The sequence below is a fragment of the Dokdonella sp. genome (assembly GCF_041395345.1).
In the GTDB taxonomy this organism is placed as follows: Bacteria; Pseudomonadota; Gammaproteobacteria; order Xanthomonadales; family Rhodanobacteraceae; genus Dokdonella.
Map to the genome: position 1 here is coordinate 39,410 of NZ_JAWLAR010000012.1, position 24,289 is coordinate 63,698.

The 24,289-nt window shown below is 62.3% G+C and carries 13 protein-coding genes; 5 read left to right on the plus strand and 8 right to left on the minus strand.

What is annotated here, in order from left to right; translation table 11 throughout:
• Window positions 1-127 precede the first annotated feature (127 nt).
• The gene (locus R3F00_RS11940) at window positions 128-1,462 is read left to right on the plus strand and encodes a M28 family metallopeptidase (RefSeq protein ID WP_371282020.1); all 1,335 of its coding nucleotides are present in this window, start codon (window positions 128-130) and stop codon (window positions 1,460-1,462) included.
• A 30-nt stretch (window positions 1,463-1,492) separates the two neighbouring features.
• Here R3F00_RS11940 and R3F00_RS11945 read toward each other — a convergent pair whose 3' ends face one another.
• A complete protein-coding gene (locus tag R3F00_RS11945) occupies window positions 1,493-2,956 on the minus strand; it encodes a wax ester/triacylglycerol synthase family O-acyltransferase (protein WP_371282021.1) in 1,464 nt (487 codons plus the stop codon).
• 112 nt (window positions 2,957-3,068) lie between these two features.
• Window positions 3,069-4,487: a deoxyribodipyrimidine photo-lyase gene (locus R3F00_RS11950; protein WP_371282022.1), complete on the minus strand. Its 1,419-nt coding sequence runs from the start codon at window positions 4,485-4,487 to the stop codon at window positions 3,069-3,071.
• A 123-nt stretch (window positions 4,488-4,610) separates the two neighbouring features.
• Here R3F00_RS11950 and R3F00_RS11955 point away from each other — a divergent pair, with 123 nt between their 5' ends.
• The 3 genes from R3F00_RS11955 to R3F00_RS11965 all read left to right on the plus strand — a co-directional run bounded on the left by R3F00_RS11955 (window position 4,611) and on the right by R3F00_RS11965 (window position 12,910).
• Entirely contained in the window at window positions 4,611-9,587 is a 4,977-nt protein-coding gene (locus tag R3F00_RS11955) for an alpha-2-macroglobulin (protein ID WP_371282115.1), read from the plus strand.
• Window positions 9,588-9,794: 207 nt separating this feature from the next.
• On the plus strand, window positions 9,795-12,176 hold the full coding sequence (gene pbpC / locus R3F00_RS11960) for a penicillin-binding protein 1C (protein ID WP_371282023.1): 2,382 nt from the start codon (window positions 9,795-9,797) through the stop codon (window positions 12,174-12,176).
• 251 nt (window positions 12,177-12,427) lie between these two features.
• The gene (locus R3F00_RS11965; RefSeq protein WP_371282024.1) at window positions 12,428-12,910 is read left to right on the plus strand and encodes a YajQ family cyclic di-GMP-binding protein; all 483 of its coding nucleotides are present in this window, start codon (window positions 12,428-12,430) and stop codon (window positions 12,908-12,910) included.
• On the opposite strand, the gene R3F00_RS11970 is transcribed toward R3F00_RS11965, so the two are convergent.
• The 4 genes from R3F00_RS11970 to R3F00_RS11985 all read right to left on the minus strand — a co-directional run bounded on the left by R3F00_RS11970 (window position 12,907) and on the right by R3F00_RS11985 (window position 19,813).
• Window positions 12,907-16,251 (minus strand): NahK/ErcS family hybrid sensor histidine kinase/response regulator, encoded by a 3,345-nt coding sequence (locus R3F00_RS11970; RefSeq protein ID WP_371282025.1) that lies wholly within the window; start codon window positions 16,249-16,251, stop codon window positions 12,907-12,909. The genes R3F00_RS11965 and R3F00_RS11970 overlap by 4 nt on opposite strands.
• Window positions 16,241-16,396, minus strand: a complete 156-nt coding sequence (locus R3F00_RS11975; RefSeq protein ID WP_371282026.1) for a hypothetical protein — start codon at window positions 16,394-16,396, stop codon at window positions 16,241-16,243. The genes R3F00_RS11970 and R3F00_RS11975 overlap by 11 nt, the downstream gene beginning before the upstream one ends.
• A gap of 127 nt (window positions 16,397-16,523) precedes the next feature.
• Window positions 16,524-17,573, minus strand: a complete 1,050-nt coding sequence (locus R3F00_RS11980) for a hypothetical protein (protein WP_371282027.1) — start codon at window positions 17,571-17,573, stop codon at window positions 16,524-16,526.
• 2 nt (window positions 17,574-17,575) lie between these two features.
• The gene (locus R3F00_RS11985; protein ID WP_371282028.1) at window positions 17,576-19,813 is read right to left on the minus strand and encodes a TonB-dependent receptor; all 2,238 of its coding nucleotides are present in this window, start codon (window positions 19,811-19,813) and stop codon (window positions 17,576-17,578) included.
• 213 nt (window positions 19,814-20,026) lie between these two features.
• On the opposite strand from R3F00_RS11985, the gene R3F00_RS11990 reads away from it, so the two are divergent.
• The gene (locus R3F00_RS11990) at window positions 20,027-21,424 is read left to right on the plus strand and encodes a GntP family permease (protein ID WP_371282029.1); all 1,398 of its coding nucleotides are present in this window, start codon (window positions 20,027-20,029) and stop codon (window positions 21,422-21,424) included.
• Between the two features lie 355 nt (window positions 21,425-21,779).
• On the opposite strand, the gene R3F00_RS11995 is transcribed toward R3F00_RS11990, so the two are convergent.
• Window positions 21,780-23,123, minus strand: coding sequence for a diguanylate cyclase domain-containing protein (locus R3F00_RS11995; protein WP_371282030.1), 1,344 nt, complete (start codon window positions 23,121-23,123; stop codon window positions 21,780-21,782).
• Entirely contained in the window at window positions 23,120-24,049 is a 930-nt protein-coding gene (locus tag R3F00_RS12000) for a phosphate/phosphite/phosphonate ABC transporter substrate-binding protein (RefSeq protein ID WP_371282031.1), read from the minus strand. Before R3F00_RS12000 ends, R3F00_RS11995 begins: the two co-directional genes overlap by 4 nt.
• Window positions 24,050-24,289: the final 240 nt, after the last annotated feature.

The following is a 24,289-nucleotide window of genomic DNA, read 5'->3' on the forward strand; positions in this document are numbered from 1 at the left end:
CTTGCAAGCGAATTTCGCCACAAGCTGGCCAGGGTTTACACTGGCGTGCCATCGAAACGTGCGCTTCGTATCGTTGTAAGCCGGATTCGAAATCCCCGTTCACACACACCACATCAAGAAGCCCATCATGGATCTGCCTCCGATCGCCCCCGAGCTCGGCCATGACTCTGCCGTCGTAGTCGACATCAGCAAGGTCAGCTCTGCCGAACTCGGCCAACTCAAGCGCGATACCGACGTTCGCTGGTGGCTTGAGCTGGGCGACCAGCTCGTGCTGGTCGGCGACAAGGGCGAGTTGCTGGCAGGGATTCCGACTGGCAGGACTCTGGGTGCGATCGAAAATCTCGATATCGGCCGGCTTCGGCTGCACGGCCGCGGCTGCGTGCATCAGGATTCGACGCCAGGCAGCCTGATCGCACAGGGCGGTCGCTGGGAGTTGCGCCTGCTCTCCCCCGGCGAACCGATTCCGGAAGTATCCGATGACAGCGCGCATGAAAGCGTCTGGCGCGAGGTGGTACCCAACAGTGTCATCGCCTGGCGATACCGGCCCGACCCGATGGGTCCCGGCGCAGATCCGCTGATCCTGCCGATTGTGGATTCGATCAACGGCGCACGCTGGTTTGGCGATGTCGAGACCCTGGCCGGCTGGGATCGCTCCAGCTACGGGCCCGAACTCGCATTTTCGCGCAGCTGGATAGAAACGCAGTTTTCCAGCCTTGGCCTGGAAGTCAGCGCGCCTGCATTCACGATGCCCATCTCCGGGGGAGGCCAGATCACGATCAACAATGTCCTGGGTCGCTGGACCGGAACCCGTTCTCCCGACGAATGGGTCATCGTCGGCGGGCACTACGATTCACGCAACCAGAACATCAGTTCCACGGTCGACACACCTGGCGCCGAAGACAATGCCTCGGGCTGCTCGGGTGTCATCGAAGTGGCTCGCGCCCTGCTCGCATTCAAGCCCGAACGCAGCATCCTTTTCATGTGCTACGCAGGTGAGGAGCAGGGACTGTACGGCAGCAAGGCGCACGTACAGACGTTGCAGAGTGCCGGCAACCTGAGCAAGGTCCAAGCCGTCGTGATCATGGACATGATCGGCTACAGCGCTGGCGCACAGCTCGACATGCTGCTGGAAAGCAGCAGCACCTGGACCAGCTATCTCAACCAGTTTGCGGCCGCAGCAGCAATCTATGAGCCTTCGGTCGGAGTCACCTTAAGCACCAGTTTCTGCTGCTCCGACCACGCCCCGTACATCAATGCCGGCAGGCGCTCCCTGTTGACGATCGAGAAGGACTGGAACATCTACCCGCACTATCACCGGACTACCGATCTGCCCCTGAACATGGGAATTCATGCCCAGGCCATGGGGTCGGCCATCATGCGCACCAACGTCGCCGTGCTGGCGGAACTGAGTGGTGCCAGTGACCGGATCTTCGCCGATTCACTCGATCCGACGACGCCCTGACAGATCTCGCGCGAATTCGTGCGAAACGGGTTACAGATAGTGCTTGAGCGTCGCGTCGGCATCGCCGGCCACAATTTCCTCTTCCCAGTCTTCCATCAATGCGATCAGCATCAGCTTCTCGAATTCCTCGGCGAAACGCGCGGTCACGGAATCGGGGTCAAGCACGCGCTTGGCATCGCCAATCAGTCCGAAGTGCACGTTGCCGTTGTAGCTGAGGATGGAAAGACCCACACCGATCGAGCCTGACTGCGGAACCCAGAACATCAATTCGGTGACCTCCACTCCGGTCAGATAGAGCGGTTGCTGCGGGCCCGGCACGTTGGTCGCGACCGTGGTTGCCTTGCGACTGAACAACTCGAGCGCCGGAGCCTGCAATGCCTGTGGCCCCATGCCGAGGGCGCCAAGCAGCCCGAGGGTGACAATGGCCTGTCGCGAACTCTTCAGTTCGCGCATGCAGGCAGCGACGCGTTCGAGCCGGCGCAGCGGGTTGGCCTCGCCCACTGGCAAATCGAGGAACACGAGGCCGAAGTGGTTGCCGAGTTTCTTCGCATGCTCCAGTGGCCGCAGGTTGACCGGTACCGTTGCGCGAATGGTCAGGCCGTCGACTTCGCTGCCCTGATCGAGCAGGTAGCCACGCAGGGCTCCGCTAGCGCAGGCAAGCAGCACATCGTTGACCGTGCACCCCAGCGCACGCCCGAGTGTCTTTACTTCCTCCAGAGGCAGCGGATCGGCCCACGCCACGCGCTTGACGACACCGAGCGGCCCCTTGAGCGGTGTCGGCGGGTCGTCCCCGAGGCTGAGCGCAAGAGCAAGCTCACGCGTGATGGCGCCGCCTTCGCGGGCCACGTCGGCCGCCACCGAGGGATCCTCGATCATCTGGGCGATTTTTGCGTAGACCTTGTTGCCCACCTTGAACGCCTTGCCGAGCCCGGCCTGCGCCGGTTCCAGCATGCGCTGCCAGACATTGCCGCCATCGCGCTTCAACCAGGTCCTGGCGAGCTCGGCCTGCTGTTCGGGATCAGGCGCGGTGTCGGTCAAGGCCAGCATCACCTGGACCAGGGCAAGGCCGTCCGCATAACAATGGTGGATGCGCGCGACCAGCACGCTGCCACCCCGGTAATTCTCGACTACATGGAATTGCCAGAGGGGCTTGGAGTGGTCGAGCGGCGTCGATGCCAGTTCGCCGACGAAGTTCTCCAGCTCCATCTTGTCTGCCGCGCCCGGCAGGGCCGCGACGCGCACATGCCAGTCCAGATTGAAATCGGCGTCGGTTTCCCAATGCGCGCCCGAAGGCGTATTGACGGCCTTCTGGCGGAATCTCCGATAGGCGAGAAATCGTTCGCCGAGCAGGTTCTTGATTGCGGCCGGATCCAGTGGGCCAGCAAACATCATGATGCCGGTGATCATCATCAGATTGGTCGGCCGTTCCATTCGCAGCCAGGCCGTGTCGACCTTGGACATGGCTTCACGATTGCCGGAATCTGATTCGAACATGCATCCCTCCCACGACTGGCACGACAAGAGGACTTTATTCCCCGCCGCGTGAAGGGCTAGCATCCCGGTAGAGACGGCAAAACGCAACGATTGCCGGATAAGGCCGCACGGATCAGGCGCGCAGATCCTTGTAGGCGGCCAGGGCCCACTGGCGCGAGGCATCCAGGTCGATCATCGGTGGCGGATATCCACAGCGTGCCAGAAGCCCGTTGTCCATCCACGGCCGATGGATCAGCGGCGCGGGCACATCCGAGAGTTCGGCTACCCAGCGGCGCACGTAGTCGCCTTGCGGATCAAACTTGATGCCCTGACCGACCGGATTGAAAATGCGGAAGTACGGCGAAGCATCGACGCCGCATCCGGCCGTCCATTGCCAACCTTGCGCGTTGTTGGCCAGATCGGCATCGACCAGGGTATCCCAGAACCAGCGCTGCCCGTGATGCCAGTGCTGGCGCAGATTCTTGGTCAGGAAGGAAGCAACGAGCATGCGGACGCGGTTGTGCATCGTGCCGCTCACCCAGAGCTCGCGCATGCCTGCATCGACCATCGGGATGCCGGTGCGGCCCTGCTGCCAGCGCCTGATGAACCCGACATCGTCATCTGCCCACTTGAAGGCATCAAAACGCGGGTTCAGATTGCGCTCCGGCATGTCCGGAAAATGAAACAGCAGGTGCTGGGAGAATTCGCGCCAGGCCAGTTGCCGGAGAAAACCCTCGGCAGCATTCGCGTGTTCGGCATGGCCTGCCCTGCCTGACCGCTGGTCAAGCTCCCAGGCAATCTGCATGGGAGATATTTCTCCAAAATGCAGATGCGGCGACAGGCCGGACGTAGCATCGAGGTCCGGTCGGTCACGCTCGTCGACGTACTCGGCCAGGGAAGAATCGACGAAACCTGATAACGCCTTCGCGGCCGATGCTTCACCGCGCGACCAGCGGGCGTGCAGGCCCTCGTCCCAGTTGCGCGTCGGCAGCAATTCCAGCGCTGCCAGCTGCAACCCGGACCCGGCGCCGATCGAAGGCACTTTTTTCGGGCTCGGCAGCGGCGGGCGCAGTTGCAACTGCGTGCGCGCCTTGCGCCAGAACGGCGTGAATACGCGATACGGCTGATCCTGGTTGGTCTGCACCTCCCAGGGCTCGAACAACAGGGTCGCCTTGAAACTGCGGGCCTGCACGCCGCGTTCGCCCAGCACCCGCTTGATCTCGCGATCGCGACGCGTGATGGCAGGTTCATACAGCCGATTCCAATAGACCGCCGATGCGCCAAGCTCCTCCACCAGCCGCAGCAGCGCCTCCAGCGTCGGTCCGCGGGCCAGGTGCAAGGCCGAGCCACGCTCGCGCAAGTCCTTGTCGAGCGACTCCAGCGAACCGTGCAGCCACCACCGGCTCGCCGCACCCGGCGCCCAGGGCGCCTCTTCTTCGGGCGCATGGATATGGATCGGCACGACCCGATCAAATGCATCCAGGGCAGCCGCCAACGCGGGATTGTCGGCGAGGCGCAGATCACGGCGAAACCAGACGAGGGCAGTCTTCATGTCCGAAGCCTAGCAATTCCAGAAGGCAATTTGCCTCGGATGCGGCCTGAATTGCCCGCTGGCTGCCACAACTGCGCAGCTATACTGTGCACGACGCGCCCTTGATGGAATCTTCGCATGTTGATCTCTCTCGCAGGACCCCACTCCAGTCGCGTATTCGCGATCGCCCTTGCGTCTTGCCTTCTTGGCCTCGCCGGCTGCGGCAAGCGCCCGGAATCGGTGCCCGAGGTGCAGGGCGAAAAGCCCGTCCAGGCCGAAGCCGCAGCGCCGACCGAGGCTGCCACTCTGGAGAGCGTTTCCGGACACGCGGAAATGTACCAGGGCCAGCTTGCCCTGGTTCTCGGGTTTCCGTTGCAACTGACCGGCACCCAGGATTTCGACAGCCAGCTGGTTGTCACCGGATCCAAGGGCGAAACGATCAGCGGCAGCTGGGTACTGGATGAGGAAGGCAAGACCCTGCGCTTCCCCTACATCGAGGCCAATGCCAGCTATACGGTTCGGATCAAGCCCGGCCTCACCGCGGTGGATGGCCAGACAAACTCGAGTGAAATCTCCAAGGACATCTTCACCGGGCCGCTGCAGCCAGCCGTGGGCTTCGCCGCGCAAGGCAGCGTGCTGCCGGCGCGGGAGTCTCGCGGCCTGCCTGTCGTGTCGGTCAACGTCAATGAAGTCGATGTCGAATTCCTGCGCGTGCGCGACGGCGAGATCGCCAATTTCTTCGCTGCCTACCAGAAGAACGGCCGCCGCGGCAGCTGGGATCTCGACCCGCAGTACGGCTGGTACGGGCGTGAAGGAAAACCCGTGGCGCAGATTGCCGACTCGGTCTACGCCAACCGTTTCATCCTTTCCGGCAAGGAGAACGAGCGTGCCCTCAACTACCTGCCGATCCAGAACATCCCCGAGCTGACCAAGTCCGGACTCTACTTTGCCGTGCTCAATCGGCCGGGCACATTCCGGGACGAGAAGGAAACCAGCTTTTATTTCGTCAGCGACATCGGCGTGCATACCCGCGCCTACAAGGACAAGATGTTCGTACACACGGCATCGCTGAAGACCGGAGATCCGATCAGCGGCGTTGAAATTAGCGTCCTCGATGCGAACGGTGAAACCGTGGTCTCCGGCATTGGCGATGAAAGCGGCAACGCCATGTTTGCCTACAAACTGAACGCCCGCCACGTACTGGTTGCGCGCGCAGGCCGCGATGTCTCCATGGTGCCGTTCAATCAGCCAGCCCTGGACCTTTCCGAATTCGCTGTTTCCGGCCGCGGCGAAGCCTGGTTCGACGTATTCGCCTGGAGCGGTCGCGACCTCTATCGGCCTGGCGAGACAGTGCGCCTGTCGGCACTGTTGCGTGACAACGACGGCAAGTCGATCAAGCCGCAGCCGCTGTTCGTTTCACTCAAGCAACCCGATGGCAGACTCTATGCGGAATCCAGACTGGATCCGGGCGAACTCGGCTATTTCGAGTGGTCGCGCGAGATACCTGCCGATGCGCCGACCGGGCGCTGGCAGGTCGAATTCCGACTCGACCCGGCCAGCAAGGAGGCCACCCAGAGCCTGAGCCTGCGCATCGAGGAGTTCCTGCCCGAGCGCATGAAGCTCGACCTCGCCAGCAGCCAGGAGACGCTCAAGCCCGATGAACCTCTGGACGTCGAAGTCCAGGGTGACTACCTGTATGGCGCTCCGGCTGCCGGCAACCGCTTCACGGCGCGGCTGACCTTGAGCGCCGACGTACATCCGGTCGAGGCGCACAAGGACTACTACTTTGGCGATCCGCTGATCGAACTGCCGAAGGAGGCAAAGGACGTCATCGACAGCAAGCTCGACGAGCAGGGACACCTGGTCGAAAGCATCACCTTGCTGGATGACAACAAGAGCGCACCAGTCGCCGCCGTGCTGTCCGGCAGCCTCTACGAGACCGGCGGACGCACGGTGACGCGCACGCTCAGGCGCACGGTCTGGCCGGCCGATGCGCTGGTCGGCATTCGCCCTCTGTTCGACGTGAAGGACGGTGCCAGCGCCAATGCCAACGCCGGCTTCGAACTGATTCGCAGCAACGCCGCCGGCGAATTGCTGGGCGGACAGAATCTGAAACTCAGCCTGATTCGCGAGCGTCGCGACTACCACTGGGTCTGGGAAGCCGAGGGTGGCTGGCATTTCAACTACACCGAACGCTATGAGAACGCGGAATCACGCGAAGTCAGCATCGAAGCCGGCAAGGCGACCCGCTTCGATGTGCCGGTCGAATGGGGTGGCTACCGCATCGAAGTGGTCGATCCGGCGACTGGCCTGACCCTGCGCTTTCCATTCACCGCGGGCTGGAGCTGGAACGATGACAACCGTGGCGGTGAAGCGCGCCCGGACAAGGTCAAGCTGTCGCTGGACAAGCAGAGCTATCGCGCGGGCGATACGCTCAAGGTCACCCTGACCCCGCCGCATTCCGGCCCGGGCGTGCTGATCGTCGAATCCGACAAGATGCTGTACACGCGTAATATCGAGGCCCGCGCAGGCAGCGTCTTCGAGATCCCGGTCACCGAGGCCTGGGAACGGCATGACATCTATCTCACCGCCCTGGTCTTCCGTGGTGGTTCGGCGGCCGAGCGCATCACGCCAGCGCGCGCCGTGGGCGAGGCCTTCATTCCGATGGATCGCAGTGCGCGCAAGGTGGATGTGCAGATCGAAGCGAGCAAGCTGATGAAACCGGAGACCGACCTCCCGGTCACCATCAAGGTGCCGAAACTGGCCGGCAAGAAAGCCCGGGTCACGGTATCGGCCGTCGACGTCGGCATCCTCAATATCACCCGCTTCGCCGTGCCGGACGCGAACAGCTGGTTCTTCGCCCAGCGCCGGCTCGGTGTCGATGCCTATGACCTCTACGGGCGCGTGATCGAAAGCTTCACCGGAAACACGGCCAAGCTGCGCTACGGCGGCGACATGGCGCTTGACGCCCTGCCGCAGGCCCGACGCCCGACCGCGAAGGTGCAAACGGTCGACCTGTTCGCCGGCCCTGTTGAGCTGGATGCGCAAGGCAACGCGAGCGTCGCTCTCAAGGTACCGGATTTCAATGGCAGCCTGCGCGTCAGCGCTCTGGTGTTCAGTGACGATCAGTACGGCAAAGCCGATGTGGAAACCGTCGTGCGCGCGGACCTGGTTGCGGAAATCAGCACCCCGCGTGTCATGGCCCCGGGCGACAAGGCCATGCTCTCGCTCGACCTGCAGAACTTCTCCGGTGCCGAACGCAAGTTCAACGTGCGAGTCGAAGCCGACAAGCCGCTTGCCATCAGCAAAGGTACGCGCAGCCTGAGCCTGGCCGACAATGCCAAGAGCACCCTGGAATTCCAGCTCGATGCACTGGAAGGATTCGGCGTCGGCAAGATTCGCGTCGACGCCGAGGCGACCGAGGACGGCGGCGAACCCATTCACATCCAGCGTGAATTCGAGATGGTCGTGCGCGCAGGCTGGCCGAGCGTGCTTCGATCGGACGCACGCTCGCTGGACACGCTCGCGCCAATCAGTCTTGGCAGCAACACGATGGATGGGCTCATACCCGATTCGGTGAACGCACGACTGACACTGAGCAGTCTGCCACCGCTGCCATTCGGCACCGCGCTGTCCAGTCTGCTGCGCTATCCGTACGGCTGCGTCGAACAGACCACGAGCAAGGGCTTCGCAGCCTTGCTGCTGGATCAGGAGACGGCCGACAAGCTGCAAGTCGAAGGCCTCGACGCAGACGCGCGCAGGCAGCGCATCGAAGGCGCCATCGGCAGGATCGCCTCGATGCAGGCGGGTTCCGGGCTGTTCTCGATGTGGGGCGGTGACAGCAGCGTGAATACCTTTATCTCGCCCTACGTCACCGAGTTCCTGCTCGATGCGCGCGAGGAAGGATTCGTGGTTCCCGAGGCGATGCTGCAGAAAGCCCTGCAGCGCCTGTCCGACGACCTGTTGTCGGGCGGGCATCCCTACTACAACTACGACCAGTCCGATCACATGCGCTTTGCCGACGAGGCCTGGTCAGCCTATGTGCTGGCCAGGGTCAATCGTGCGCCGCTCGGTACCTTGCGTGCCCTCTACGACAATGAGCGTTCGAAGTCGCTGACGGCCCTTCCCCTGGTGCAACTCGGCATTGCACTCAACCTGATGGGAGATACCAAGCGCGCCGAGCAAGCCATCGACGAGGCCTTCGCGATGAAGGTCAATCGACCACGCTGGCTGGGCGACTATGGCTCGGACCTGCGCGACACGGCCCTGATGGTTGCCCTGGTCGAGCGGCATGGCTTGAGCAAACCCGAATACGTCGGGCGCGTGTTCGAGCTGGCACGCCTGTTGAAGACCGATCAGCGTCAGGCCGAGCAATCCGCATCACGCTGGGGAGGAACCGGGAAACTCTACCTGAGCACCCAGGAACAGGTTGCGATCGGTCGTGTGGGCAAGATGCTGATCAAGAATGGCGATGCCGTGGTCTCGGGCGAGCTCAGTGTCGGGGGCAACACGACCATGATCGCGCCGGACCGCATCTGGTCGCGCAACTTCATGGCCGATGCCCTGCGTGCCGGCGTGCAGCTGACGCCCAAGGGCGAACCACCGCTGTTCCTTTCCACCGATGTCGTCGGCGTTCCACGCACGGCACCGCCGGTCGACGACAGCATGGTTGCGATCCAGCGCAGCTATTTCACCCTGGACGGGAAACCCTGGGCACCGGGCCCGCTCAGGGAGGGCGATGCGTTGATCGTCGACCTCAAACTTGAAGCGCGCGAAGCCATGCCCGACGCCTTGCTGGTCGACCTGCTGCCCGGCGGTCTGGAAATCGAAAACTTCAACCTGACCGATTCGAAGCAATGGGCTGACGTCGTCGTCAATGGCATCACGCTGAGTGATCGCAGCAGTGCCGCCGACGTGCAGCACGAGGAATTCCGCGACGATCGCTATGTGGCTGCGCTGTCGCTCGGGCAGGGACAGGAGGCCCATGTGTTCTATCTGGTGCGCGCGGTATCGCCGGGAAGCTACGGCGTACCTCCGCCATTGGTGGAAGACATGTATCGACCCGAGGTGCGTGGCATTGGTCGCAGTGGAGTGAAGTCGATCGAGGTCGTGCAGCCGTAGCAGGTGCGTCCTGGTGCCGACAAGGCAAATCGTTCGTAGGGGCGGGTCTCAGACCCGCCCGCTTTTCAAGAAACTCGACAGATCGATAGAAGAGCGCGTGGGTCTGAGACCCGCCCCCACACGAACGTCGAGTCGGACTTCGCATCGCTCCAACTTCAATGGCTCAAGCGCAGAGGGCGCCAGCAACAGAAACGCCGACGCACATAGATGACTCAATCGGACAAAAGGGAATCCAATCCTAAAGCCCCGCTGCGACGACGTCGATGGCTGAAGCGGGCGGTCGTCGCAGGGATGGTTCTGTTGTTGCTCGCCCTTGTTCTCGATCGCGTGTTTCCTCTTCCATTGCCGGATCCTGATCGTGGCAGCACGGTTGTCGTCGCGCGCGATGGATCTCCGTTGCGTGCGTTCGCGGATGCCGAAGGAATATGGCGCTACCCGGTTCCGATGGAGGAGGTTTCGCCGCTTTACCTTGAGGCACTGGTTGCCTACGAGGATCGCTGGTTCTGGCGGCACCCGGGGATCAATCCGATTGCGGCCTTGCGCGCATTCGGCCAGATGATCTGGAACCGACGCATCGTTTCAGGTGGCTCCACGCTGACCATGCAGGTCGCTCGCATCCTCGAACCGCATTCACGCAGCTTCGGCGGCAAGCTTCGACAGAGTCTGCGAGCCCTGCAGCTGGAAGCGCATTTGTCCAAGCGCGAGATCCTCGAGCTGTACCTGGACTACGCTCCGTTTGGTGGCACGCTGCAAGGCGTCGAGGCGGCGTCCTGGGCCTATCTCGGCCATTCGGCCAGCCGCCTTTCGCATGCGGAGGCCGCCCTGCTCACGGTACTGCCGCAGGCGCCGAGCCGCCTGCGCCCGGATCGCGAGCCCGAGGCCGCCAGAGCCGCGCGCGACAAGGTTCTCGAGCGCATGGCCGCGCTTGATGTCTGGACAACCGAAAAAGTGAAGGACGCCCGCATCGAACCCGTTGTTGCGCGCAGTCTGAAACCGCCACTGAGCGCAGCCCTGCTCGCGCGCCGCCTGCACCAGGCGCAGCCGCGTGCCCGACGCATCGAAACCAGCATCGACATCGAACTCCAGCGCAGTGTGGAAGCGCGCGTTCGCAACTATCTGGCGCGGCTTCCGGAGCGCACTTCCGCGGCATTGCTGGTCATCGACAACGACGACCTTTCGGCACAGGCCTATGTCGGCTCGGCCATGTTTGCCGACGAGGCACGCCTGGGCCATGTCGACATGGTGCGCGCATGGCGCTCACCGGGTTCGACGCTCAAGCCCTTTCTCTATGGCATGGCCATCGATGACGGCCTGATCCACTCCGAGAGCCTGCTCGTCGATGCACCGCAATCCTTTGGCAGCTATCGTCCGGGCAATTTCGACCTCGCCTTCAATGGGCCTGTCGGGGCGGCAGAGGCATTGCGCCTGTCCTTGAACATTCCGGCAGTGGACCTGCTCGACCGTGTCGGGCCCGCGCGTTTCTCCGCGCGCCTGGCCAACACCGGATTGCAGCTGCAACTTCCACGCGGCGTTCAGCCCAACCTGTCGATCATTCTTGGCGGCGCCGGCGCGCGCATGGAGGATCTGGTCGGTGCCTACGCGGCTTTCAATCGCAAGGGAATCGGCGGGACGGTCCGTTTTTCTGCGCAGGACCCCCACATCGAACGACGCGTGCTCTCCGAAGGTGCGGCGTGGATCATCCGCGAAATCCTCGAAGCCAATCCGCGACCGGGCTATCGCGCCGACACCTTTGACACCGGATCGCGTCCGCGCGTCGCCTGGAAGACGGGGACCAGTTACGGTTTTCGCGATGCCTGGGCGATTGGCGGCACTCGCCAGTACACTGTCGCCGTCTGGATCGGCCGTCCGGATGGTACGCCGATGCCGGGACAGTATGGTGCCGTCACGGCGTTGCCACTGATGTTCCAGGTTGTCGACAGCCTGCCCCGTTCGGCGCTGTACGCGGTGCCTGAATCGGCACCGGCCGGCGTTACCGAGCGCGAGATCTGCTGGCCGCTCGGCCTTGCGTTCGATGCGGCGCATCCGGAACTCTGCCAGCAGAAGATGGATGCCTGGGTGCTCGACGACGTGCTGCCTCCGACCTTGCCGGAGCGCGACGCTGGCAACTGGAGCAGCGGTATCGTCAGCGTGCGTATCGATGCGAACAGCGGCAAGCGACTCAGCCTGGGCTGCAGCGCCAGCGAGGTTCGTGAAATCTCCATTCCGCGTTGGCCATCACTGGCCTATCCATGGCTGTCGAAGAGCCAGCGACAACGCTCCAGCCTGCCACCCCTTGCAGCCCGGTGTTCCGACGACGGCCTGGAAGGAATGCAGGCATTGCGCATCGACGGGATTGCCGATCGCACCAGCGTCGCGCGCGCGCCGAACAGCGACAAGCCGGCCATCGTCAGACTCCGCGCGCTGGGAGTATCGGGAGACGTAAGCTGGCTAGTCAACGGGCGCCTGCAAGCCAGCACCAGCGGCTCGCAATCATGGGAATTGCCATTCCCCGAAACCGGTGAGCAGACCATTACCGCGATGACGAATGGAGGCCGCTGGGCCCAGGTGAGAGTCAACGTGCTGCGCTAGATTGGCAAGCATGCTCTGTACGGAATGCCTGGAACCATTCCTGCCCCGAGAGAAGCTGCCACAGGCACACGATGTTGCGAGCCGGCAATGAATCTGCGCCCCAGGCGTACCCTGATTCGCCTGTCGGCCACCCGCTCTAGAGGGAAAACCGGCGGCCAGGTGCTCCGGCCGAGCAGGTGCATGCCGCGCGAGACAGCAATCAATGGCACGCCCGAGTAGAATCCCCGCATCAGATCCCGGAACTGCGAACCATGCCCTCTTTCGACATCGTATCCAAACTCGATTCGCACGAAATGACCAATGCGGTCGACCAGGCCAATCGCGAACTCGACAAGCGCTTCGACTTCAAGGGAAGTGGCGCGACATTCGAACTGACCGATGGCGTCGTCATACTCAAGGCTGATGCCGAATTCCGGCTCAAGCAGATGCAGGACATTCTGCTGCAGCGCCTGACCGCACGCGGCATCGACGTGCGGTGCGTCGACATCGCCGAACCCGAGGTCAATCTGGCAACGGCCCGTCAGAACGTCACGCTCAAGCAGGGTATCGAGCAGCCGCTCGCGAAGAAGATCATCAAGCTGATCAAGGATTCGGGCAGCAAGGTTCAGGCTCAGATTCAGGGAGATCAGCTGCGCGTGACGGGCAAGAAGCGCGACGAACTGCAATCCACGATCGCCCTGCTGCGCGCGAGTGATATCGAAATGCCGCTGCAGTTCGAGAACTTCCGCGACTAGTTCCGTGTTGCCCGCTGCCCGGCCAGTCGTGCCAGCAGGGAACGCAACGCCAACGGCTTGAGTGGCTTGTGCAGCAACAGGCAACCAGCGGCCGCGACGGCTTCGGCGACCGCCTTGCCGTGATCGGCCGTGATGATCACGCAGGGCACTTCCAGCGCAGTTGCGCCCAGCGAATCGCGCAACTCGAGGCCGCTGACGTGGTCGTCGAGATGGTAGTCGAGAAGAAGGACGTCGGCGCCATGTTCCGCATGCAGGCGTTGCGCCTGCTCGGGTGAATGGGCTGCATGCACCTGCACTTCCCAGCCAAGCAGAAGATCGCGCATCGCCCGCAGTACCGAGCGGTCATTGTCGACAACCAAGACACGCAGGCGCGGCAGCGCCGGCTCGGGCTCCCGCTTGCGCTGCGCGACCTTGTCCGATGGCGTGGCCAGAGGAACTTCGATCGCGAACATCGTGCCGTGACCAACCCGCGAACTGAGCCGAACGCGGTGCTTGAGCAGGCGCGCAATCCGGTCGGCAATGGCGAGCCCGAGCCCGAGACCTTCGCCGGAATGTCCGAGCCTGCGGAACTCCTCGAAGATCAGCTCCCGATCGATTTCGGCGATGCCCGGACCGGTGTCCCATACCTCGATCGAAAGGACGCCCGCTCCCCGCCGGCAACCCAGCAGAACGCGACCAGCGCGCGTGTGTCGCACCGCATTGGCTAGAAAGTTCTGGACAATGCGTCGCAACAATTGCGAATCGCTGCGAATCCACGCTGATGAAGGAACCCAATCGAGCTTCAATCCGCGTTCTTGTGCGAGCACGCCGAATTCTGCAGCCAGGCCACGCAACCATTCATCTACGGGAAATGCCTCGACATTGGCCTGCATCCTTCCACCGTCGAGGCGCGATATGTCGAGCAGGCTGGAGAGCAGGTTCTCTGCCGAAGTCAGCGCACCGAAAATATTGTCCACGGACTCGCGGTACTGCGCGTGCTCCAGCCTCTGCGCCAGTGCGTGCGTGAACAGGTGTGCGGCGTTCATCGGCTGGGCAAGGTCATGACTGACCGCAGCGAGAAATCTCGATTTGGCCCGATTGGCCTTTTCCGCTTCGTTCCTGGCCGAGTCGAGTTCGGCCGTTCGCTGGCTGACGCGCAATTCCAGAGTCTCCGCGACTCGCATCAACTCGGCCTCGTTGCGACGGAACGCGGTGACATCGGTGAAGGTAGCGACGAAGCCACCGCCCGGCATCGGGTTGCCGCGTATCTCGACGACACGTTCACCATGCTCAAGCGGGAACTTGCGTTCTGCTACATAAGGCGTACCCGCTCGCATGTGCCGAATGCGTTTTTCTACCTCGTCGGAAATGGTCTTGCTGTCGGCATGGTCGCGCGCAATGTTCCATCGAACCAGTTCGGCCACCGGCACCCCTACCCGCAACAACTGGGCGGGGTAGCCGAACAACTCTGCATAGGGTTTGTTCCAGGCGACCAGGCCGAGGTCCCTGTCGACCACGCTTATCCCCTGGCTCATGTTTTCCAGAGCCGCTTCAAGCACGCGCTGATTGAAGCGCAGATCCTGCGACGCCTCGCCGACGATATCCGCGACAGCATCGAGCTCCACCGCACGCTCGCGACGAGCAACCGTCAGCAGCAGGCGCGCCGACGAGGCACCGATGACCGCCGCGAATTCGTGTTCGATGGAAGCAACGAGCGGCTCGGATGCCGAGCCCGAAGCGTCGGTGCCGGTGAAAAGGCTCTGCACCTGCTCTTCGGGCAGGAAACGCAGCGAAAGTGCGCGCAGGTCTTCAACGCCCACGCGCCCCCGATCACCGGCACGGGCCGCATGCGCAAAACGCGAACTGGCTACAAGTGCCACGACGGCGATGTTTGCGGCCATGCTGAGAACGACAGCGCGTGCCAGCCGACTCCAGTCCCCAAGCCCGAGCAATCGATCGGGTGCCAGCCAGTCGACTCCGAACAGCCCCGCTCCGACCCAGGTCCAGCTGTCGGCCGCCAGAACCGGCAGCATCAGGGCGTACAGCCAGACCAGGGAACCAACCACCAGACCGGCGCTGACCGCCCGTGCGCCCAACTGCGGTCGATAGACTGCGACGAGCACACCGGGTGCGATGGCCGATAGCGCCGAGAACGAGATCGCGCCAATATCGGCCAGCGCGTCGCTGGTCACCAGCACGCGACTGTAGACCCAGGCCAGCAGAACGACTGCGAGGATGACGAGACGTCGTTGCAGAAGCACCTCGGCACGAAGGTCGCCGACGATGGCGCGTCCCCATCCGGCCCGGACACGCAGCGGTGCTATCCAGTGGTTGCCGATCATCAGGCTCAGCGCCAGCGTGGCCACGACGACCATGCTGGTGGCTGCACTGAGCCCGCCCAGGAACGCCATCAGGGCGAGCACGCCGTGTCCGCTGGACAGTGGCAGGGCGAGAACATAGAGATCCGACGGCACGCCGATCGGCGCCAGCAAGGCATCGCCCGCCCGGGCCAGCGGCAGGATAGGCAGGGCGATGAGTAACATGTACAGCGGAAACATCCAGCGCGCGGTGCGCACGTGTACGGCATCGCGGCACTCGACCACGCCGGCATGGAATTGGTGCGGCAAGGTGAATACCGCCAGCGCACCCAGCATGATCAATGTCGTGAATCCGGCACTGCCGCCGGATTGGGGCTGCGCGGCCGACATGCCGGTCGGTATCTCGATGCCGAACCAGACCAGGGCACCGAGAGCGAGCATGGCAGCCAGCTTGAACAGCGATTCGAAGGCCATCGCCAGCACAAGACCCCGGTTGTGCGCGGTTGCGCTTGCATGCCGGGCGCCGAACAACATGGCAAACACGGCCATCGCAAGCGCCACCCACAAGGCGCTGTCCTGCCAGGCGGACGCAGCCAGATCCTGACGTCGCACCAGCATGCCGTAGCTCATTGCGACGGATTTCAGTTGCAGTGCGATGTAGGGCACGATGCCGATGACGGCCACCGCGGTAACCAGCGCGGCCAGCACAGGACTGCGGCCGAGACGAATGGCAACCAGGTCGGCCAGGGAGCTGATGTTGTTGGCACGCGCAATCTCGACCAGGCGTATGAGCAGGCCGAACCCGAAAACATAGATCAATATTGTTCCGACAAACGTCGGAGGTAGCCACCAGCCCGAACGCGAGGCCTGGGTCACTGTTCCGTAGAACGTCCACGATGTGCAGTAGACGGCCAGGGACAAGGCATAGATCACGGCCCAGTGGCGGGCGAAGATCTGCGGCCGACGATCTCCCAGCACGGCTGCGCCAAACAGCAGCCCCAGCCAGAGCAGGCCGGCAGCAATGATGCTCAGGTCAGGCAGCATGGATTTGCCGGATCGTGGTCAGTCGAGGGATCGACACGATACCGGTATCGCGCTGGAAGCCGCTCCTGTCGTGGCAGGCTCGTCCATCCCGGACAACACCTGCGATTCCGTCGGGAGCGACCGTCGGGAAAACGTCCGTAGTCATCCGCCATCCTCGTCTTGGGTCGACGATGCCGGGTATGCGGACGGCGCAGTGGCGCCACACGCCAGAAGCGGCTTCAGCCGCGATTCCTGATGGACGCAGCAGAGCCCCGATTCGTCGCAGACACCTGTTACTTCAACGCAACCCCCAGTGCAGCGGCCGCATTCGCAAGCCAGCGCAACTGCACGCCATTGCGTGTGTCGTAGTCCGCTCCCGAATAGCCCCACCAGTCCCAGCATGCCTTTGGATTCAACGGCGCGTAGCTCGCGCGGGTCTGAGGATATAGCACGACGAGATGTCGGGCGTCGGCCCATCGGTTGTAGCCCGCCTCGGCGACAAATGCTTCACCGACCGACGCCGCATTCTGCTGACATCCATGAAACGCGATATGCAGGCCACAGGTTGCGCCATCCGAGCACGCCTTCGGGATGTACACATACCCGGTATCCGCAAGCAATGCATCCTCGCCCTCGGGCAGATAGGCATTCTGGTTGAAGGTTCGCAGATCGCCCGTCGCAGCCTCGGCGGCATCCGCGTCGCTCGCGTAAAGCTGGCCCAGTATGTCGCCGGCACCGTCAAACCCGCAGCTTCCGATATAGGGAGATTCGCTGTGATCGCAGCGCGCACCCGTGGCCAGCGTCGGGAACGTATGCGCCATGGCACGCCCCATGTCGGTCTTCACGACCGCGCCACCCAGCTTCCGGTAAAGCTCGGCACCTGCCGCACTGACACCCGCGGCAACGGTGGTGTCGAGCGAGCCGTGCATCACCAGCACCTTGTCACCGGCAAGCCCGTCCAATGACGCGATCGAGCCCGCAGCAGCACGTGACTTCGCAAGTGATGCAAGCGCCTCTACATCCGGCGACTTGTCGGCTTCCGGATTCAGGCATCGCGTCAACGCCGTCTCCAGGTCGCCCCCGGCACAGCCATACGGCCCTCCGGCAAGAAGGGCGACCCCGGCGACATGGTCGGAGAAGGCCATGTGCACCTGGGTCGCCATGTACGCCCCGGAGGAGAGTCCCGATACTGTCGTCCGCGACGCATCCAGCTTGAATCGTGGCAGGTCCGCTCCGGCCTGCTCTCTGGAGCAGGCCGATGTCATCAACAAGGTCATTGCAGTCAGCAAGGCTAAAGCCGAGAACTGGCGACTGCCCGCTGGAATGTTGCGCAGATGCTGCATGCTCAGAATGCGTAGCGCGCGGTGAGCGTGTACTGTCGCGGCGCACCGTAGAAGCCGGTCAGCACACCGAGGGCGGACTGGATGTTGTAGCCGGTCGTCCGGTACTCCTTGTTGGTCAGGTTGCTGCCTTGCAGGGAGAACATCCAGTTCTTGCCAGTGCGCCAGATGATGCCGGCGTTGTAGAGCCCGTAGCCTCCCTGGGTGATCGGATCGGCCAGTCGTGTCACTTCGGTGGTGGCAATCACCTTGCTCTGGAAGTTGTAGCCGATCCGGAACGCAAGGTTGCCCTCGGCGCCTACCGGCATGTTGTATTCGACATTGATCGCGCCGGACTGTTCAGGCGCGTTGGTGAACTCCTGCTCGTTGGCGATGTTGATGTCGTTCCAGATGTACTCGCTGTAACTGGTCTTCAGGTAGGCGAGGTAGCCGCTGACCAGCCAGCGCGGATTCGGCATCCACTGGTACTCGAGCTCGACACCCTTGGACGTGCCCTGGCCGGCATTGGTGAAATCGCCGAAGAACGCATCGTTTACGCCGTCGCCGTCGCTGTCATAGGCGGTAAACACCGACAGCTGGATGTCCTGATAGTCGTTGTAGAAGATCGCGGTGTTCAGAAACAGGGTCTGGTCGAACAAGCCGAACTTTCCGCCGATTTCATAGGCGTCGACCTGCTCGTCCTTGAACGGCTCGGCTGATCGCGGCACGGCGACGGCCTGGGCACGGATGTTGTAGCCACCCGACTTGAAACCGCGCGAATAGGAAGCGTAGATCATCGACTCGGGTGCGATCTCGTAGTTGATCGCAATCTTTGGCGAGGTGTTCTTGAAATTGATCGTCTTGTCGAAGTCGGCTGCCACGGAAATCGGATCCGTGTAGCTGCCATCCGCATAGCCCTGGTTGAGTACGTCGGCGCGCTTGTCTTCGTCGGTGTAACGCAGACCCAGATCGAGCTGCCAGCGCTCGCTCAGGTCGAATGTCCAGTCGCCATAGACCGCGATGCTGTCGGTGTAGACGGTTCCCTGCGTATCGCCGAAGAGAAGGCCGAAGAAGTTGTTCAGCACCTGGCCACCGGCATCGCCATTGAAGCTGTAGATGCCGAAGACGCCGCGTGACCTGCCGCCGGCGTCATAGTTGAATTGCAGCTCGTTGGTGGTCTGGCTGTCGCTGTAGAACGCCTTGACGTCGGCAATGGTCGCCTGATTGAGATCGAAATCGATATTCGTTTCCGTGTCCGACTTGCGATAGGCGAGGATGTACTTCATCGACCAGGCATCATTGATCCACCAGTTCGCGGTGGCGGCATAGCCTTCCATGTCGGTGTTGTTGACGTTGGGCATGCCATTGCGCACGTCATAGCGCGAGTCAAGCGGCTCGACGCCCGGAATGAAGGGATTTGGTGCCAGCATCTTCGCGCCGCGCACGCCGGACATGTCCTCCATCCAGTCGTAGTTGAAGACGATGTCGAAGGATTCGCTGGCGAATATTCCGAAGCTGACGCGCGCTGCATTGATCTGCTTGTCGCTGACCGGCTGGTCGGTGACGATGTTCTCGCCGAATCCGTCGTGATTGAGGCTGGCCATGGCAATCCGTGCGCGGAACACGCCGTTGTCGTCGAACGCGCCACCGACACCGGCCTTGGCATCGAGCTGCTCATAGTTGCCTACCGTCAATTGGCCATAGCCATTGAAGTTGCGGTCCATCGGTCGCGAAATGTACTTGATCGCACCGCCAATCGTGTTCTTCCCGTACAGCGTTCCCTGCGGGCCACGAAGGACCTCGATGCGCTCGACATCGAAGACATCGAGCAGCGCACCCTGAGGCCGTGCCAGATATACGTCATCGAGATAGATGCCGACGCCTGGATCCACGCCCCATAGTGGATCGGATTGTCCGACACCGCGGATATACGCGGTAATCGTGCTGCTCGAGCCGCGCGCCGCGTAGATGGTGAGATTGGGCACCTTGCCGCTCAGATCGCCAAGGTCTTCAACGTTGAGCGTGTCGACGCGCTCGGGCGTGAACGCGGTGACGGCCACAGGCACGTCGAGCAATGTCTCGGTGCGCTTGCGTGCAGTGACCTTCACCGCATCCATGCGCGCGATGTCGGCGGTACTGGAGTCAACGCTCGAGCTTGCTTCCTCCGCTTCGGCTGATTCGCTGGCGTCCTGGGCCTGCACGCTGGCGCTGAAGGCCAGGCCGAGGACGACACTGATTGCAAGACTCATCGGGTTGCGCTTCATGACTCACCCCTTCTGTATCGGTTGGTATTCGGTGATCGGGGATCCGGGCTGCGATCGGGTAGACGGGCCACTTTGCCGAATCTGGCTCGGCGCAGTCTGCCGGCTGGGACAGGGCCCGACACTTGTACCTTGGTACAGTGGGCCTCGGCGGGCCCGACTGGGGATACTGCCGGCCCACTGCGTGATATGCGCCGTTGTTGCGGAGCTGCAAGGATGTCCCTGTTGATCGTGCTGGCCGCGCTGGCCTTCCTGATGTTTGTCGCCTATCGCGGCTACAGCGTGATCCTGTTTGCGCCGATCGCGGCTCTTGGTGCCGTGCTGCTGACCGATCCGGCCCTGGTTGCCCCGATGTTCACCGGCCTGTTCATGGACAAGATGGTCGGCTTCCTCAAGCTCTATTTTCCGGTCTTCCTGCTCGGCGCCGTATTCGGAAAACTGATCGAGATATCAGGGTTTTCCAGGTCGATCGTGGCAGCCACGATCCGCGTTGTCGGGGCGCAGCGCGCGATGCTCTCGATCGTACTGGTTTGCGCCTTGCTTACCTACGGCGGCGTGTCACTTTTTGTTGTCGTCTTTGCCGTTTACCCGTTCGCGGCAGAACTGTTCCGCCAGAGCGATATTCCGAAACGCCTGATCCCCGGCACGATCGCGCTCGGTGCGTTCACCTTCACCATGGATGCCCTGCCGGGTACGCCGCAGATCCAGAACATCATTCCGGCCTCCTTCTTTGGCACCAACAGCTGGGCCGCGCCGATCCTCGGAACGCTGGGCGGCGTCTTCATCCTGATCGTCGGCATGCTTTACCTGGAATCGCGTCGGCGCCGCGCCGCGCGCGAGGGCGAAGGCTACGGTGAGCAGTTGCTCAATGAGCCGGCGCCGTTCGCTGGGGAAAAGCTTGCCCACCCGTTGATTGCAATCACACCGTTGATTCTTGTCGGTGTGGCCAACTATCTGTTCACGCGCTGGATACCGCGCTTCTATGGCGAAACCCAGTCATTCCTGCCATCGGTGATCGGCGATCCTGCGCCGGTCGTGCAGGAAGTTTCGAAACTGGCCGCCATCTGGGCCGTGCAGGGTGCCCTGCTTGCCGGCATCCTCTGCGTGATCGTGTTCGCCTGGCGTCCCGTCATCGCAAGCTTTGCCGAAGGCACGAAAAATGCCATCGGTGGCGCCCTGCTTGCCTCGATGAATACCGCTTCCGAGTATGGCTTCGGTGCAGTCATTGCGGCCCTGCCCGGATTTCTCGCCGTCGCCACGGCGCTGCAGGCGATCCCGAATCCGCTGGTCAACGAGGCCGTTTCGGTGACCGCCCTGGCCGGCATCACCGGATCGGCATCGGGTGGCATGAGCATCGCCCTCGCCGCGATGGCCGAAAGCTTCATCGCCAATGCGAATGCCGCAGGTATCCCGATGGAAGTCCTGCACCGGGTCGCCGCGATGGCCTCGGGCGGCATGGACACCCTGCCCCACAACGGCGCCGTGATCACCCTGCTCGCCGTCACCGGGCTCAGCCATCGACAGAGCTACAAGGACATCTTCGCGATCACCCTGATCAAGACTTCTGCCGTATTCGTCATCATCGGGCTGTTCTATCTGACCGGTTGGGTTTGAGCACGGTTCATGGGGCTTCCGGCTTCGCGCGGATGCCCTGGCCAGACAATCTTCGAAGCCTGCATCTGATCCGGCCGGGGCAGCAGTTCCCCTTGTGCCTTCATGCGCCAGTGGCGTGCGAAGGCCCTTCCGCCTCCGCTCGAGACGGACAGCAAGCCCGACACATTCGCAGTCCTCGCCAGCCTGGCCGGAATGTCCGCCATCCTCGGGACGTGTCGGCGTGATGACCCTTGCCTCATCCAACAGATGATTGCAGCCCGCGACCGGGAGGTCACAATGCCGGGTTCATCCAGTTCACTGCGGCTGCGCCTGGCAATCAACCCTCACTGCGACCGGCCAGCCCGCAGGCTTCAGTTCAGCTACGACTGAAAAAGCGGTAGCGATTCTTGCCTGCCCGCTTTGCCTCGTACATGGCAACGTCTCCGGCCTTCATCAGTTGCGATGCGGTCACTCCATCATCCGGGTATACCGCGATTCCGAATGATGCGCTGAACTGGAACGTGCGGTCATCAATCGTGGTCGGCCGACTGAATTCCTCGATGAGCTGATCGGCCAGCCTGCTCAGGACTTCGCGCAATGGAGCGCCAGCATTGGGAGCCGCCTGTACGAGCAGGATGAATTCGTCTCCGCCCAGGCGCGCGGGTTTGGTCTCGATCTGCTCATTGGCATTGACCACCTCACGGAATCGGTCGGCAAAGCGACACAGCAGCTTGTCGCCGGCATCATGACCCCAGGAATCGTTGACTGGCTTGAAATCGTCGATATCCGCGAGAATCACGGCAAACGGAAATCTTCTGCCGCGAGCGACATAGGCCTCCAGGCTCTCGCGAAACGCACGTCGATTGGCCAGTCCGGTCAACGAATCAGTGTTGGCAATCCGTCGAATGTCGCGATCACGCTTGGCGATGCCATCGGTCATGCGCTCGAAAGCGCGAATAAGCTCGCCGATTTCATCCTTGTTGTCCCGGCCGGGCAGGTTGACCGAGAGATTTCCGGCCTCGATTTCCTTGGCCGCATCGGCGAGGCGCCTGATCGGTCGCACAAGCACACGCTGCATCACAACGCTGACGATGATGCCGAGCGCAATGGCGAGTCCGATCAGGACGAACACACCGAGGAAATATCGGCGCGAAATCTCGTTGAGCCGTTCTTCGAGCGCTCTGGTAGCCTCAGCCTCGTATCGCTGCACCGAAGCCAGTGAATAGCCGATGCGAACTCCACCCAGACGATCCTCTCCAAGCAGGATCGGCGCGGAGACATCGACGATATCCCCGTTGCGCTGCATCAGCAGTTCGGATGCAGCAATGATTCTCGCAGCCAGCGGATCCGACATGACCTGCCCATAGCTTGCGATGGCGTCCGATCCATCATGAATGATGGCGCCGTCCGGATCGTAGACCGTCGCGTACTTCGCATCGGGCTGGGTGAGGACATCGCTGACGATGCGGCCGATGATTTCGAGATCAAAATTGTAGAGAGGGTTGATCAGGGCCTCGGCCGCGTTGCTTCCAGCCGCTCTGGCCTGCTCCTGCAAGCGCTCAAGCACGAGGTTCTGAATGGATTCGCGAGTCAGTTCGATGACATCGCGCTGCAAGGACAGTTGGCGCTGCAGGAGCGCCACCAACGCCAGCAGCGAAACCAGCAACGCGAACGCGACGAGGGTGAGGAATCTAGCCTGGAGGCCGTATCGAAAGCTCATTCGATCCCCGCGCTGACCTTGTTGACGCCCACGCGCAAGCGCTCCAGATCCTTCCTGTCGGTCTCGTCCAGGTCGAAAAAGCGCATCGACTGATGGTACTTCTCCAGCAGGCCAATCGCCTCGGGATCGTCTGCCATTCCAATCAGGACTTCGCGCAAGCGCGCCCGGACCTCTGGTTTCAGACTCTGTCGAACCACCTCCACGCCACGCGGTACCTCGGGGCTTTCCCTCAGAACGATGAAATCACTCTTGAAGAATTCCGGAATCTTGCGCGCGTTGGTCCAGTCGAGATTGCTCACGGTGCCCACATCGACGAGATTCTTGTGCACCCAGGTTGCGATGTTGCGTTCAGTGCGGGCGAACACGTAACCGACCGAATCTGGCACCGGAGGATCAAACGGAGAACCGAGTATCTCGAGGTTCATGTCCCGTTCCAGAAGCTCCATCGCCGGTATGAAATAGGCGCTGGTCGATGTCGGATTCTGGAAAGCGATGCGATGGCCGCGCAGTCCCTCGATCGAAGTAACCTTGCCATCCCTGCGTGCAAAGTAGACGGTGTGGTATCGACGAACACCGTTTCGATCTGACAACAGAAAGGTCTCTGCACCGGCCCTGCGCTGCAGAAGCATGGCGCCACCGGCCGTTTCCGAGACCCAGTCGACTCGGCCACGCCGAAGGTAGCTGGCCATTTGCAGCGCATCGCGCGCCATCAACACCTTGCCCTCGCGAATGCCGACGTCAGCCATGTGCGCAACGACATAATCGAGCAAGACCTTCATCGATTCGTAGTGCGACTTCGGGTCATCGCTGATTCGACCCAGCACGAGCACACCGGGCGCTTCTTCGGCATGCACGGCCACACCGGCTCCGAGGCCCGGACCGAGACAGGCAAGCACGAAAATCAGGCGGGCTATCGTACCTTTCAACGTGAACAACCCTTCCAGTACCGGGTGACAGATTATCGGAATACTCGAACGCACGACAGGCAGGAACGCAAGATTCGTGCCTTCGATGACGGGAATCGGGAATCGATGCCGGTGCAAGCCGGGATCAGGGGGTCTTGCTCCTCTTTCGGGCTCGGCGCAGGACAGGACCCATGGTCCCGAGAGATCCGTTTCACTTGTTTACCGTTCCCCATTCCCGGCTTCGGGGGACACCACGAAAAA

Excerpts from the sequence above, each read along its gene's own strand:
- R3F00_RS11940 (WP_371282020.1), top strand. The coding sequence starts at position 128 with ATGGATCTGCCTCCGATCGCCCCCGAGCTCGGCCATGACTCTGCCGTC.
- R3F00_RS11945 (WP_371282021.1), bottom strand. The coding sequence starts at position 2,956 with ATGTTCGAATCAGATTCCGGCAATCGTGAAGCCATGTCCAAGGTCGAC.
- R3F00_RS11950 (WP_371282022.1), bottom strand. The coding sequence starts at position 4,487 with ATGAAGACTGCCCTCGTCTGGTTTCGCCGTGATCTGCGCCTCGCCGAC.
- pbpC (WP_371282023.1), top strand. The coding sequence starts at position 9,795 with ATGACTCAATCGGACAAAAGGGAATCCAATCCTAAAGCCCCGCTGCGA.
- R3F00_RS11965 (WP_371282024.1), top strand. The coding sequence starts at position 12,428 with ATGCCCTCTTTCGACATCGTATCCAAACTCGATTCGCACGAAATGACC.
- R3F00_RS11970 (WP_371282025.1), bottom strand. The coding sequence starts at position 16,251 with ATGCTGCCTGACCTGAGCATCATTGCTGCCGGCCTGCTCTGGCTGGGG.
- R3F00_RS11975 (WP_371282026.1), bottom strand. The coding sequence starts at position 16,396 with ATGACTACGGACGTTTTCCCGACGGTCGCTCCCGACGGAATCGCAGGT.
- R3F00_RS11980 (WP_371282027.1), bottom strand. The coding sequence starts at position 17,573 with ATGCAGCATCTGCGCAACATTCCAGCGGGCAGTCGCCAGTTCTCGGCT.
- R3F00_RS11985 (WP_371282028.1), bottom strand. The coding sequence starts at position 19,813 with ATGAAGCGCAACCCGATGAGTCTTGCAATCAGTGTCGTCCTCGGCCTG.
- R3F00_RS11990 (WP_371282029.1), top strand. The coding sequence starts at position 20,027 with ATGTCCCTGTTGATCGTGCTGGCCGCGCTGGCCTTCCTGATGTTTGTC.
- R3F00_RS11995 (WP_371282030.1), bottom strand. The coding sequence starts at position 23,123 with ATGAGCTTTCGATACGGCCTCCAGGCTAGATTCCTCACCCTCGTCGCG.